Annotated in this window: 12 protein-coding genes and 1 riboswitch; of the genes, 2 read left to right on the top strand and 10 right to left on the bottom strand. The window is 34.6% G+C overall.

The annotated features are described in order from the left end of the window. Window positions 1-3: 3 nt before the first annotated feature. Genes AC0ONG_RS06115 through AC0ONG_RS06105 form a run of 3 tightly spaced genes read right to left on the bottom strand, consistent with a single transcriptional unit; the run spans window position 4 to window position 3,147 of the window. Complete coding sequence (locus AC0ONG_RS06115) at window positions 4-567, bottom strand: CPBP family intramembrane glutamic endopeptidase (RefSeq protein ID WP_001025781.1); 564 nt, start codon at window positions 565-567, stop codon at window positions 4-6. Further along, window positions 567-2,096, bottom strand: a complete 1,530-nt coding sequence (recQ, locus tag AC0ONG_RS06110) for an ATP-dependent DNA helicase RecQ (protein ID WP_000762976.1) — start codon at window positions 2,094-2,096, stop codon at window positions 567-569. Before recQ ends, AC0ONG_RS06115 begins: the two co-directional genes overlap by 1 nt. Then, a complete protein-coding gene (locus AC0ONG_RS06105) occupies window positions 2,086-3,147 on the bottom strand; it encodes a YpbB family protein (RefSeq protein ID WP_001167015.1) in 1,062 nt (353 codons plus the stop codon). Before AC0ONG_RS06105 ends, recQ begins: the two co-directional genes overlap by 11 nt. A 299-nt stretch (window positions 3,148-3,446) precedes the next feature. On the opposite strand from AC0ONG_RS06105, the gene AC0ONG_RS06100 reads away from it, so the two are divergent. Next, window positions 3,447-3,695 (top strand): ferredoxin, encoded by a 249-nt coding sequence (locus tag AC0ONG_RS06100; RefSeq protein ID WP_001151993.1) that lies wholly within the window; start codon window positions 3,447-3,449, stop codon window positions 3,693-3,695. A gap of 119 nt (window positions 3,696-3,814) precedes the next feature. Here AC0ONG_RS06100 and AC0ONG_RS06095 read toward each other — a convergent pair whose 3' ends face one another. Further along, window positions 3,815-4,393 carry an ECF transporter S component gene (locus AC0ONG_RS06095; protein WP_000810856.1) on the bottom strand — a complete coding sequence of 193 codons (579 nt, stop codon included), beginning with the start codon at window positions 4,391-4,393 and terminating at the stop codon, window positions 3,815-3,817. 162 nt (window positions 4,394-4,555) lie between these two features. Continuing rightward, a riboswitch (FMN riboswitch) is annotated at window positions 4,556-4,695 on the bottom strand. 248 nt (window positions 4,696-4,943) lie between these two features. Here AC0ONG_RS06095 and AC0ONG_RS06090 point away from each other — a divergent pair. Beyond that, entirely contained in the window at window positions 4,944-5,630 is a 687-nt protein-coding gene (locus AC0ONG_RS06090; RefSeq protein WP_000711799.1) for a hypothetical protein, read from the top strand. 153 nt (window positions 5,631-5,783) lie between these two features. On the opposite strand, the gene AC0ONG_RS06085 is transcribed toward AC0ONG_RS06090, so the two are convergent. The 6 genes from AC0ONG_RS06085 to resB all read right to left on the bottom strand — a co-directional run bounded on the left by AC0ONG_RS06085 (window position 5,784) and on the right by resB (window position 12,792). Then, window positions 5,784-6,398, bottom strand: a complete 615-nt coding sequence (locus AC0ONG_RS06085; RefSeq protein ID WP_000866113.1) for a peptidoglycan DD-metalloendopeptidase family protein — start codon at window positions 6,396-6,398, stop codon at window positions 5,784-5,786. Window positions 6,399-6,482: 84 nt separating this feature from the next. Then, a complete protein-coding gene (locus tag AC0ONG_RS06080) occupies window positions 6,483-7,064 on the bottom strand; it encodes a cob(I)yrinic acid a,c-diamide adenosyltransferase (protein ID WP_000781275.1) in 582 nt (193 codons plus the stop codon). 136 nt (window positions 7,065-7,200) lie between these two features. Then, window positions 7,201-8,976, bottom strand: coding sequence for a sensor histidine kinase ResE (gene resE / locus AC0ONG_RS06075; RefSeq protein ID WP_000964694.1), 1,776 nt, complete (start codon window positions 8,974-8,976; stop codon window positions 7,201-7,203). After that, a complete protein-coding gene (gene resD / locus AC0ONG_RS06070; RefSeq protein WP_000426861.1) occupies window positions 8,976-9,692 on the bottom strand; it encodes a DNA-binding response regulator ResD in 717 nt (238 codons plus the stop codon). Before resD ends, resE begins: the two co-directional genes overlap by 1 nt. Window positions 9,693-9,994: 302 nt before the next feature. Further along, a complete protein-coding gene (gene resC / locus AC0ONG_RS06065) occupies window positions 9,995-11,152 on the bottom strand; it encodes a cytochrome c biogenesis protein ResC (RefSeq protein ID WP_000250089.1) in 1,158 nt (385 codons plus the stop codon). 14 nt (window positions 11,153-11,166) lie between these two features. After that, complete coding sequence (gene resB, locus AC0ONG_RS06060) at window positions 11,167-12,792, bottom strand: cytochrome c biogenesis protein ResB (RefSeq protein WP_016098004.1); 1,626 nt, start codon at window positions 12,790-12,792, stop codon at window positions 11,167-11,169. Window positions 12,793-12,855: the final 63 nt, after the last annotated feature.

Raw genomic sequence — 12,855 nt, 5'->3', positions numbered from 1 at the left:
CATTTATTTTCTTAATTGGAGTCCCATTATAAAATCAACAAGAAAGTGTGCAAAGATTGTTATAAACAAATTCCCTGTCCATTCAAATACATAACCAAAGACAAAACTAATGAAACAGACGAAACAAAACAAAAATGGCTTTGTTATATAACGAATATGTAACACTGCAAATACTAAACTCGCAATTACAATTCCAAAATGAGTCTGCACTACACCTCTAAATAAAAATTCTTCTGCAAAACCGATTACGAACGTAATAACGAGTAAATGTAGAACCGACATTCCTCGAAACATCTTATCGTTAATACCACCATCATCAAACCAAGACTCTGGAAACACTCGCATTGCAACATAATCTAATAACACAATACCAATCGCTAACAAACCACCTATAATAAGTATAGATACTGGTTCCCATTTCCATAAATTAAACACTTCTTTTACATCTTGAAATAATATATATGCTAGTAAACAGCCAATACCGATAATAATTAACTGTGTTATATATAGATTCAGCCTTATTTCCTGCGGACTCATATCTTCAACATTATGCCTTTGAATGTTCATCATTCCTCCATCTTTTCTAGGCCGAAAAGCTTTTGTAACTCTGTTTCCCAATTATAGTCGAAATCCGATTGTTGCGCTCGTCTTTTTTTATAATCTTCTTTTGTAATACCGCAATAATCGCAGCAATTATTTAACTCTTTCTCTTTCCTATAACCGAACTGTTGCAGCACATATTCACGTCTACATCCTTTAACTCGTATCCATGACTTCATATTTTCTAATTCACTATATTTATTACGCAACCTTATTTCTACTTCAGCTATTAATCGGTTCATAATTTCATCTGACAAACCCTCTAATAATAATCTTCGTTGTTGTATAATTCCAACCTGTTCGAGATGATAACGAACGAAACGCCAATATTGCTCATTAAATCTTGCTGCATTATAACAAATTTCTTCTACATCTTCTATTGGTAATTCTTTCGTTTGAAACATTCTTTCTTGTAGTAAAGAAAATAAAAATTGTATTTGCGACTTACTTGGCAATTCATCCTCAATGATTGAAAGTGGTAAATCATGATCCAACGGACTACACAATAAAATAGCTATACTCGGTTTGCCATCTCTTCCAGCTCTTCCGATTTCTTGTAAGTAAGAAGCTATATTAGTTGGATAATGAAAATGAATAATATATTGCGTATTCGCCTTATTTACCCCCATACCAAATGCACTTGTACATATTACAATCTGCAATTGATCGTTCATAAACTGCTGTTGAATTAACATACGCTCTTCATGTTCCATACCACCATGATAAAAAGCTACACCAGTAACACCTTTCCCTCTCAAGTATTCCGTTAACCTTTCTGTCCACGCTCTACTTGAACAATATACAATCCCCGGCCCTTGTAAATACATCACCTGCTCCAAAAGCGCCTCTTTCTTTTCTTCTATCGTCTCTACAAATTGCACCTCCATTGCAATATTAGGACGGTCAATAGAGTATACATGTTCCGCGGCACCCTTTAAATTTAAACTGTCTGCGATATCTTGCAGTACCCCTTTTGTCGCTGTGGCTGTCAATGCTAACACTGTAGGAGAACCAATATTTTCAATAACTACATTTAGTTTCTTATAGTCCGGTCTAAAATCATAACCCCATTGAGAAATACAATGAGCCTCATCAACAACAAATAATGAAATATGAATTTTCTTCAATTCCCTAATTAATAACTCCGACTGTAACATCTCTGGTGAAACAAAAATAAATTTATATGAAGATAATTTTTTCATCGCTTCTCTTTTTTCATTTAATGTCCGAAAACTATTAAATGCTATCACTCGGTTTTTCACAACATACTTTAATTGTGTCACTTGATCTTCCATTAAAGATAATAACGGCGATACAACAAGCACTGTTCCTTCTCGCATAAGCCCCGGAAACTGATAGCACATAGACTTTCCTCTTCCAGTCGGAAGCATTGCTATCACATCTTTTCCTTCTAATAAATCTGTAATAACTCCTTTTTGACCTGGACGAAATTCAGAATATCCAAACCACTTATATAAATATTCTTCAAGTTTCATTTACACCCTCCATCCGCGCTAATACAAGACGAACTTCAAAATAAGAGATATCTTCTCCAATCGCTTGTTTCAAAACACGTAACTTCCGCGTTTGCAATGCTTCAATTACTTTTATTACTTTGTCTATCTTTTCTTTTTCCATAAACATTTCAATAGAAAAATCTTTTTCTCGCAAAGCAATTTCAACAAAATGATCTTCTATCGTTGCAACCTTCAAATTCCGAATCGTTGCTATTTCTTCTAAAGAACGCCCTTGTCTCCAAAAATTATATGTTTTTTTCGTGGATAAACTAAATAGTTCAGCTCTCTCATTTGGATAAGATATAATTTCAGCTAATAGCGGAAATTCATTTTCTTTATCACGAACTTCTTGTATAAAGAAATGCATTGTACCCCAAAATAAAAAATACACCCTGAACATATCTTGTTTCGTAATTTCTGCTAATTGTTGCAATGTACAACCAATCCGTTCATAACCCGTTAGTCGATATGTTACAATCGTCGCTTCTATCGCATTACTTTTTTCTAAAAGATTATGTACTTCCGTCCACAGTTTTCTCGCCAATTCACTTCTCTTATATGGCCTTCCTGTTAGAAAACGTTTCACCCACATCATTATTTCTGTATCTTGTTGAATCGGGATAAACTTAGTATTATTCTGTTGTAAATTTGATATAGTTTGAATAATCAATGACAATCTTTTCCAAAATGTTTCACCTAATTCTCCATAATGTAAACCATGCAAATGCGCTGGAAAAGCATAAACTTCCTCCCATTTATGTAACTGCGTTTTACCCTTAGGTGTTAACACATATGTATTTTCATGTATTTCTTGAATAAAATCTGCTTGCAACAACTTTACAACTTCACCATCATAGTCATTTCTATTTAATGATTTATATATTCCGAACAAAAAAGAAATTCTAAACATATTTCCATCTTGTAAAGTTTGCGAAGAACGTTTGCCCTTTAGTAAATAATAAATAGATGAAACGGTTCTTTCACCATTCAATTGTTTTAAACAATGCAACAAAGTATATTGTATTTGCATGACCGCTTCCACCTTCCAATCTTAACTTCATTCTTTTCAGTACAATTACACTATCTACTGTCGCTCATTAAACTTATCATAATAAGAACTATATACTTGTATATATTCTATTGTATCAAACGAAATCATATTTACGTATTTTGAAAATCTTATGACATAATTCAAAAATAAGTTGACACTCTAATTGATAAGCATTATCATTATAATTTTATGTTGAAAAGTTTTACAAACCGTTTTACAATAAGGTTATAATTTTTATGGCAAGCTTTTCACATACATATTATCAGGAGGGAAAAAAGATGGCAAAATATACAATCGTTGATAAAGATACTTGTATTGCATGTGGTGCTTGTGGCGCTGCTGCACCAGACATTTATGACTATGATGATGAAGGTATTGCATTTGTAACATTAGACGATAACCAAGGTATCGTTGAAATTCCAGATGTATTAATTGAAGATATGATGGATGCATTCGAAGGCTGTCCAACTGACTCAATTAAAGTTGCTGACGAATCATTCGACGGAGACGCTTTAAAATTTGAATAGTCTTTTATTAACTTCAAAAAATGCCCCTCATATTGATGAGGGGCATTTTTTGTATCTAAATTTTATTTTCCTTAATAAAAAACCATTAGTAGTTCCACACTACTAATGGTTTATATATATTATGCATTTTTCATTTTTGCAAACACCCATACTTTCAGGCGTGAGAATAATGCCACAAATACAATTGTTACAACAATTCCTTTAATTAAATTAAATGGTAAGATTGCCGTTACAACCGTTGTTCTTATAGCTTCGCTAGACATAGCTGGTGAATTTAAAAACCAAGTGTACGCCGGGAATATGATGATGTAGTTTAATACACTCATAATAAGTGCCATTGTAATTGTCCCTAGCATTAACCCTGTCGTTAAACTCTTCACAGTACGATACTTTCTAAATAAGAAAGCTGCTGGTCCAATAAATAAACATCCTGCAATAAAGTTTGCAATTTCTCCAACTGGTACTCCCGTTAAACTTCCTTGAATCCCGTAATGTAAAATGTTCTTTATTGCCTCTACAATCACTCCAGCTACTGGTCCAAAGATAATTGCTGCAATTAGAGCTGGTACATCACTAAAATCAATTTTCAAAAATGGCGGAAGCCCTGGGAAAGGGAAATCTAACATCATTAGTAAATATGCAATACTACTTAGCATCGCTACACTCACCATCTGCACCACACTGTTTTTTTGTTTCATCTTTCTCTCTCCTTTTCCATCGATCTTCTCATGGAAAGTGGAAAGGTTCTGCTATGCCTATTTTTTCATAGAACGAAAAAACCCTTTGTGTTTTACACAAAGGGAGAATTTAAGGCACATCAAACAGACGTTCAAATCCATATCTTTTTTGAACGCTTGAACCTCCATCTTCTCCCATCCAGACTGTACTGTCGGCTTTGGAATCACACCAAATCCTGCCTTAACGGCTCGCGGGCTTAGAACAAAATCATAAATAGTTCATCACCGCCGGTCGGGATTTTCACCCTGCCCCGAAGATAGACCGATATTCTATTTTCCCCTTCATTATACAACAACCTCATAACATTGTGAACAAAAAAATTGTAACTTATTTAAAATTAGTTATTTATTTTTCGTAACAATAAATAAATTGCGAGATATTTTACAATACAATCCATATTTTTTATCATTCGGCATTTCTCTTTTGAATTACCTAGTCATATATAATTAAAAGTGATAAGATATTGAATTGTTAAGATAAGAACATTTTCTGAGTTATGGAGGAAATGTCATGAAAAAAGAAAAGAGACATTCTATTCGAGAAGCAATGAAAAAAAACTTAAGAAAAGAATACTTTTACTTAAAAAAAGAATTACTTTTCTACTGCCCAATTGATTTAGGCACATTCTCAAACGAGACATACTATGCTACTTTCGATGAAGATGGCATCAGTATTTATCAGTATGATAAAAAAACAGAAAGTAAATTAAAATTGTGTGAGCGTCATCCGTGGAAAAGTTGGAGTAAAGTGAAGATTGATCACTATTTGACAACTTCTCAATTTATTTTTCAGGGTGAGCGAAATTGGATCTTATCCCTTTTTCAAAAAGGAAAAGAAGCTCAAAGAATTATTGAAGAGCATACATCTTTACAAACAGAAGTTGTTTCCCGCTCTTTCTTAAAAAAACTTCCTGGTTTTCGTTCTAATACACCACTGAATAAATACATCGGTAGCATTTGTTACACTGCACTTATTGCATTTTTATTAAAATGGATGATTCCATTTCAAGCACCACAAATCGCCCTGTATTCTATTTCGATTGGTTGTATGCTTCTTGGCCTACTTTGTTTGACAATCGGTTTAATTGAACCGACTATCGTACTGTTTCGAACAAAAGAGAAAACAAGAACAAAAGTTTTTTACTTATATAGCTATTTAGCTATTTCTGGATTTATATGTGTCTTTATTTTTTGGTAAAAGAAGCCGTCCCAAAATAAATTTTGGGACGGTTTTCTTTTAGATATAAATACTCTAATTCACTCAATACTTCTAGCAGAAGCGCCCATATAATTTCATTTACATCGAACCTTATTTAAGAATATTCAAAGTTTAATTTTTGAGACGTTGCCTTTACTTAACATATAATTGTTGATTAGGATAAATTAGCTCTTGCTGCAATCCATTTTTTTCTTTAATTTCCTTAAGTGTCATACTAAATTTCCGTGCAATACTAACTAAAGTATCCCCTTTTTGTACGACATATAATGATGAAGAAACAACTTCATTTCTTTGTTCACTTAAAACAAGCAATGGGTTCATCGCATTCTTTTTCGCCATCGTCCATCTTCCTTGATGAAGTTCTAGATGTAAGTGTGCACCTCGCGATTCTCCCGTGTTCCCTACTTCTCCAATTTTTTCACCTTTTGAAATATAATCTCCTTGACCCACATATCTCTTATTTAAATGTGCATATACAGCCTCATATTCTCCGTGTTTAATAAATACAACATTTCCATAACTACTTGAATAATAAGACTTCGTTACCTTACCATCTTGGATAGCTGCCACAGGCGTTCCAATCGGTGCAGCTACATCAATACCATAGTGTTTTCCATGCCTTGTCCCAAAATAATCACTTATCTGACCTTCAACAGGCCATGTCCATCGATTTTCTTCTGCATAAACATGTAATTGAGATACAAACAGTATACTCAATAACATGACTCCGCATTTTAAAACTTTCATATACATCCTCCGTTTTCTAATTACCACCATACCTTCTCTATTTTGGTATATTACAGAAAAAAGTATACAAAAAAAGAAAGTGAATTACTCCACTTCCTTCTCTTTCTTATCACGAAAAACTAATGCACTACGGTTATACTCCACATCTTTCACTTGTAATCGGGCATTTATTACTCTAGCTACTGCAAATAAATAGTCAGATAATCTATTTACATACTTTAGAACAACTTCATTTATTTCTCCTTCTTTTTGTAAGGACACGATACATCGTTCTGCTCGCCTTACAACTGTACGTGCAATATGAATAGCAGCTGCCGACTCGCTTCCACCTGGTAAAATAAAGCGCTCTAGCGGCGGTGCTTCTTCTATATACAAATCAATCTTTCTTTCTAAGCTTTCAACCATCTCAATTGTCACCTTATAAGGAATTTTTTGTTCCACTATTGCCAAGTCTCCTCCGCAATCAAATAGCTCATGTTGAATATTTTCGAGCTCATTGTAAATATCTCTATAAGTCCTGCCTTGAAGCTTAGTCATTGCATATCCGATATGAGAATTCGCCTCGTCTATTGTTCCATACGCTTCCACACGGATATCATCTTTATCAACCCTACCGCCTATTACACTTGTCGTTCCTTTATCTCCTGTTTTTGTATATAATTTCATTTCTTCACAGCACCTCTCTTGTTATTCTTTATTCGAGCAACATAGAAAAAAGTTCTACCATTCTTTATTTAATTGAGTTTACAAAAAAATAAAAAACAGCAGAACTTTATTCATTATCAACTTTAAAAACAAATATCTAAATTATACGATTCGGTAAATATACAGAGAATGTAGTTCCTTCTCCAACAACACTTGAAACAGAAATTTTACCATCATGACCTTGAACAATATTTTTCGCAATCGCAAGCCCGAGTCCTGTTCCACCCTTTTTCCCACGTGTTCTTGCTTTATCAGCTTTATAGAAACGATCAAATAAAAATGGAATATCCTCTTCTGGAATGCCTGCACCCGAATCTTGTACTTCAAAAATGAGGCCATTATTTTTCGAATCAATTACAAGCGTTACATGTCCGCCTGCGTTTGTATGACGTATTGCGTTATCAATTAAATTCGTCAATACTTGCTCCATACGATCTGCATCAAATGGGTATTGTTCAATTGAATCTTTGAAATCAACCGTTAACGCGACCTCTTTATCCTTTGCAATCCCTTGGAATTTACGACCTATTTTTTCAACGAAAGGATGAATATCAACTTCACCTATATGTAACTCTACATTACCACTTTCCATGCGTGCTAAATCTAATAATTCATTTACAAGTTTACCTAAACGAACGGATTCATCATAAATGATTTGAACAAACTCATCAATTTCTTCTTTCGTTTGCACAATATCATCTAAAATCGCTTCACTATACCCTTGCAGCATTACCATTGGTGTACGAAGTTCATGCGATACATTCGCAATAAAGTCTTGACGCATCTTTTCAAGACGGCGTTCTTCCGTCATATCTCGCAGTACCGCTACAGCTCCACGAATTTTCGTTTGATTGTAAAGCGGCGTCATAAGAACTACATAGTTCCCTTTTTGTAAATTAATTTCAACAACTTGTTGTTGTTCACTTTCTACAACAAGATGGAATAGTTCCACAAGTTCAGAAGGTAGTTTTTTACTTAGCTCTATCTCTTTTTCTTCTTGCCAAACTTGTAAGAAATGTTCGGCCGGCGGATTAATTACAACGACTTCACCTTCTTGATTTAACGTAATAACCCCATCTGCCATACTACTTAAAATACTAGCTAACTGTTCTTTTTCTTGCTGCAGTGCATTCATATTAAACTTCAACTGTTTCCCCATTTGATTTAAGGCCGTTGCAAGCTCACCAATCTCGTCCTGAGACACCATAGGAGCTTTCGCATCAAACTTCCCACGCGCCACCTCAAAAGCAACTTCACGCATTTTACGGAGTGGTGCTGTAATTCGAGTAGACAAGAAGAATGCAAAGAACGTTGTTAATATAATCGCAATCCCTGCTGATAAGAATATAAAATCAGTCGTTCTCTCCATGCCTTGTATCGGTACTTGTAAAGATTCGTATACGAACACTGCACTTTGATTTTTTGACTGCACTGGTTTTCCGACAATCATAATATCATTTTCAGTGTTTTTATTCTTTCTACTATTAGAGGCTTTTCTAATGTTATTCTTAATTTCTTTTTTGTCTGTGAAAACAGCCGCTAATTCTTTATCTTCTTTCAAATCATCCATTGTAAGAGTGACTAACCCTTCTTGTTTCGGCGAAGATGATATTTCTTTACCATCTTCTACAATAATGATCCTTGAAAGTGAATCAGAGAATTTGTACGCGATATTCTCAATCGTTTTTACATCGGCACCTTCTTCAATTAACTCTGAAACACTTGTTGCAACTTTTTGAAGCCTATCTTCACTCATATCAACATAATATGTTCTAAAAAACTGTGAAAGTAAAATCGCAACAAATCCAAGCACAAACGAAACGAGAAGTAATATAGTCATCCATAACTTCCCTACTACACTTCTCCAAAGCATCAGTCGTTCACAACCTCAAATTTATAACCTACGCCCCAAACGGTAACAATCATCTTCGCAGCATCTGGTGATTTTTTACTTAACTTCTCACGTAAACGCTTTACATGCGTATCAACTGTACGTAAATCTCCGAAGAATTCATATTGCCATACTTCTTTTAACAATTGCTCACGATCGAATACTTTATCAGGAGCTTTCGCTAAAAATAATAGTAACTCATATTCTTTCGGCGTTAAGTTTACTTCATTACCATCTGCAGTAACACGGTGTGCATCGTTATCAATTGTTAAGTGCGGGAATACAGTAACATCTTTTGTCGTTGTATCTTGTGTAAAGAATGTTGTTGGTACAGCACGACGTAATACCGCTTTCACACGTAGCACGACCTCACGTGGACTAAATGGCTTTACAATATAATCATCTGTTCCAACTTCAAATCCTTGTACTCTATTTACTTCTTCACCTTTTGCTGTCAGCATAATAATTGGTGTCGCTTTCTTCTCACGAACCCCTTTACATACTTCAATGCCATCTTTACCAGGCATCATAAGATCTAATAAGATTAAATCGTAATCATTTTGCAACGCCATTTCTAAAGCTGTATCACCATTATCTGCTTCTTCAATTGTGTATTGTTCTCTTTCTAAGTACATTTTCAATAAACGACGAATACGATCCTCATCATCTACAATTAAAATTCTTGATTCATTTTCCATCTCTACCCGCTGCGTACTCTCACCTCAGCGGTTCACACCTACCCTTCTTTACTATTATGTTGCGCTATTCTCGTTTATTTAAGCAATCTTCTAAATGTTTCACTTCCCATATTATGCTTCACAAGAATAATAAATTTTGTTCAATTTTTTTCCAAAACTATGTATTTTTTTTGAACAGTATATAATGTCCTCGACATCATTTTACAAAATCAACCGCTACTTTGTCATGTTTTTCTCAAAAAAGAAGAAAAGTTGACAAAAATAAAATAGGAAAGTGACATGCACTCTCCTATTTTATTTCTCTATGCATATGAATGTAAACCGGCAATAATTAAGTTTACTACAATAAAGTTAAACATAATAATTGCAAAACCAATTACTGCAAGCCAAGCTGATTTCTCTCCATGCCACCCTTTAGATAATCGTAAATGTAGTACTGCAGCATAAAAGAGCCACGTTATAAGTGCCCAAACCTCTTTCGGATCCCAGCCCCAAAAACGCGTCCACGCTATTTGAGCCCAAATCATTGCAAAAATTAACGCTCCTAATGTGAAAACTGGGAATCCAATTGCAATAGATCGATATCCGATTTCATCTAGTAAATCACTATTCGTATTCTTTACTAACGGCTGAAGTGCCGCCGATACTCGCTTCCGTAAAACAAGCCTTAATACAATATAAAGTAATGTTCCAACTAACACTGACCAAATAACAGTATTTAATTTTTTCGCATTTACAATCGCTGGAACTTCAACTACCGGTTCTAATTTATTTTCTGTCTGTAACTTCCCTTCATGCGGTCCTACTAAAGCTGGAAGATTGTACTTCATTTCCAGTTGTTGTTCATTTTTATCAACCCATTGAAACTTCGCTTCATATTTCATACTAGAAAATACCGTTGTTACTCCAATAAATCCAACTGTACAAACAAGCGTAAACACTACCGTCTCTAGCCAAAATGTCCGTTTACTTCTCGTTGATTGATCTACATTTTTTAATAAATACATGACGCCCGTAATAAAACTAATCGCTAAAATTGCTTGTCCTGCTGCTGCAGTCGTCACGTGAATATGTAACCAATTACTTTTTAAAGATGGAATAAGCGGAGATATTTCCCTCGGAAACATACTTGCATAGGCAATTAATAAAAGCGCAACTGGTAATGCAAATAGTCCAATTATACTTACGCGGTACATAAAATACATTACAATAAATGCTCCTACAAGCATCATGCCGAAAAATGTACCGAATTCAAAAAAGTTACTAACTGGCGCATGCCCTGATGCAATCCACCTTGTAACAAAATATACTGTTTGTGCTATAAACCCTAAAATTGTAATTGTTATTCCTACATTTGCCCATTTATGACCCTTTTCTTTAATGGCTCCACCAAAAAATAGAGTCGCAATTAAATATAAAATAAATGCGGTAAAGAGAAAGTTACTACTTATTTGCACCATATCGTTTCCCCACCTTAACTAATTTTTTTATCGATTACTTTATCATTTGGCTGTGGAATTGCTGTACCTTCTATTACTCTTTCAATATCTTTCTTTAAACCGAACCAATTTTTATTCGTATGCCCTGCAATCCACCATTCATCATTAACACGTTGTATCCAAATACGGCGATGATTCCAATACATACCTTGAATGACACCAACCATAAATATAAATCCTCCAATACCGAGAATCCAAAGCGTTAAATCTTTTCTTACAGTAAGTGCTGTTGCATTTTGCATTTCAACACCCGCAAACGACATTTTATATTTGTTGTTTCCATCAGGTTCTATATTTTGCTGAATACCAACAAAACTCACTTCACCATCTGGTGTTTCAGGTGTAAACATTTTAAATACAAATGCAGGATTGTTCGGTAATTTCGTTTTTGTATTCGGTTTTCCATTCTCATCAAAATAAAAATCAGGAAAATAGCTTAATAGTTCTAGAGAATAACCATTTCCTAAATCATATTTTTCCTTAGGATTCGTTAAATCTACTTTAATCGGTCCCCATTTTTGATTATTTTCTTTATTTTGCAAGTTGAAGGACATACTTTTAAATTCACTTTCTTTATAATCCACTTGATACACTGCAAATTGATCAAATTTCAGTGGTTCATTTACTCGAATTTCCGCTTCTTTTACTTTTTCCAACTTTGGTTTTTGCCCTGCTATATTTTCGCCCACAGCTTTATATAATACAGCATTCGTTTGGAAGTTTTTCGCAATCATTTTATCGCCTACACGATCAATCGCTTCCTCAAAAACTTCCTTGTCCTTACTTTTATCATAAACTTCTTTTATAAATCTCTCGTTTTTTAAGTAGTATTGTCCATCCGTCCCTGGTATTTCTTTCGTTTCACCATCACGTAACCAAAGTGCTTCGTCTACGTACATACTCGGTAAAAAACGAAGCATCGCACCGAATAAAAAGATAATAAGACCGATATGATTTACATATGGCCCCCAACGCGAGAAGCGTCCCTTTTCTGCTAAAACGTTTCCGTCTTCCACTTTCACGTTATAGTTTCTTTTCTTTAAATTCTTTTGCACTCTTTCCAGGTCACCATCTTGCGGTGTACCAGTCCCATATAATCTCTGTCTCTTTAAAAAACTAGGATGTCTTTTTACGCCTTGCTTTTTTAAAGCTTTATAAAGTGGAATAACGCGGTCTAAACTACATATCACAAGTGAAATACCGATAGAAGCAATCAAAATCATATACCACCATGAACCGTATAAATTATTAAATCCTAATTGATAGTATAATTGCCCTAAAAATCCGTATTCTTGCTTATAATATTCAGCTGGTGCAATCCCTGGAGTTATGTACATTTCTTGCGGAAAAATAGTTCCTATCGCTGATGCAGCTAAAGTTATTACGATTAGCCATACACCGACTTTTACAGAAGAGAAAAAGCTCCAAATTTTATCGACTATCGTTTTTGTTTGCGTGAGAGATCTCCGTGCACTCCCCTCATAGCGCATATCCAATAGTTTTGCATTTTCATTGCTTTCAAATGGTTTCCCGCAAGCTTCACAAAAAACGGTTCCTATCGGATTAACATGTCCACATTCACATTTAATTTCTTTCAACACTCTCACCGCCCCTGTATCTATATGTACTATTGTATATTCTAACCTCGAGTTACCGCAATACTC

The sequence above is a fragment of the Bacillus sp. TCT6 genome (genome assembly GCF_056033845.1).
The sequence above is the reverse complement of the archived record's forward strand: the minus strand, read 5'-3'. Positions and strand labels throughout refer to the sequence as shown.

Excerpts from the sequence above, each read along its gene's own strand:
- resE (WP_000964694.1), bottom strand. The coding sequence starts at position 8,976 with ATGCTTTGGAGAAGTGTAGTAGGGAAGTTATGGATGACTATATTACTT.
- AC0ONG_RS06100 (WP_001151993.1), top strand. The coding sequence starts at position 3,447 with ATGGCAAAATATACAATCGTTGATAAAGATACTTGTATTGCATGTGGT.
- AC0ONG_RS06115 (WP_001025781.1), bottom strand. The coding sequence starts at position 567 with ATGAACATTCAAAGGCATAATGTTGAAGATATGAGTCCGCAGGAAATA.
- AC0ONG_RS06105 (WP_001167015.1), bottom strand. The coding sequence starts at position 3,147 with ATGCAAATACAATATACTTTGTTGCATTGTTTAAAACAATTGAATGGT.
- AC0ONG_RS06095 (WP_000810856.1), bottom strand. The coding sequence starts at position 4,393 with ATGAAACAAAAAAACAGTGTGGTGCAGATGGTGAGTGTAGCGATGCTA.
- resD (WP_000426861.1), bottom strand. The coding sequence starts at position 9,692 with ATGGAAAATGAATCAAGAATTTTAATTGTAGATGATGAGGATCGTATT.
- AC0ONG_RS06080 (WP_000781275.1), bottom strand. The coding sequence starts at position 7,064 with ATGAAATTATATACAAAAACAGGAGATAAAGGAACGACAAGTGTAATA.
- AC0ONG_RS06085 (WP_000866113.1), bottom strand. The coding sequence starts at position 6,398 with ATGAAAGTTTTAAAATGCGGAGTCATGTTATTGAGTATACTGTTTGTA.
- recQ (WP_000762976.1), bottom strand. The coding sequence starts at position 2,096 with ATGAAACTTGAAGAATATTTATATAAGTGGTTTGGATATTCTGAATTT.
- AC0ONG_RS06090 (WP_000711799.1), top strand. The coding sequence starts at position 4,944 with ATGAAAAAAGAAAAGAGACATTCTATTCGAGAAGCAATGAAAAAAAAC.
- resC (WP_000250089.1), bottom strand. The coding sequence starts at position 11,152 with ATGGTGCAAATAAGTAGTAACTTTCTCTTTACCGCATTTATTTTATAT.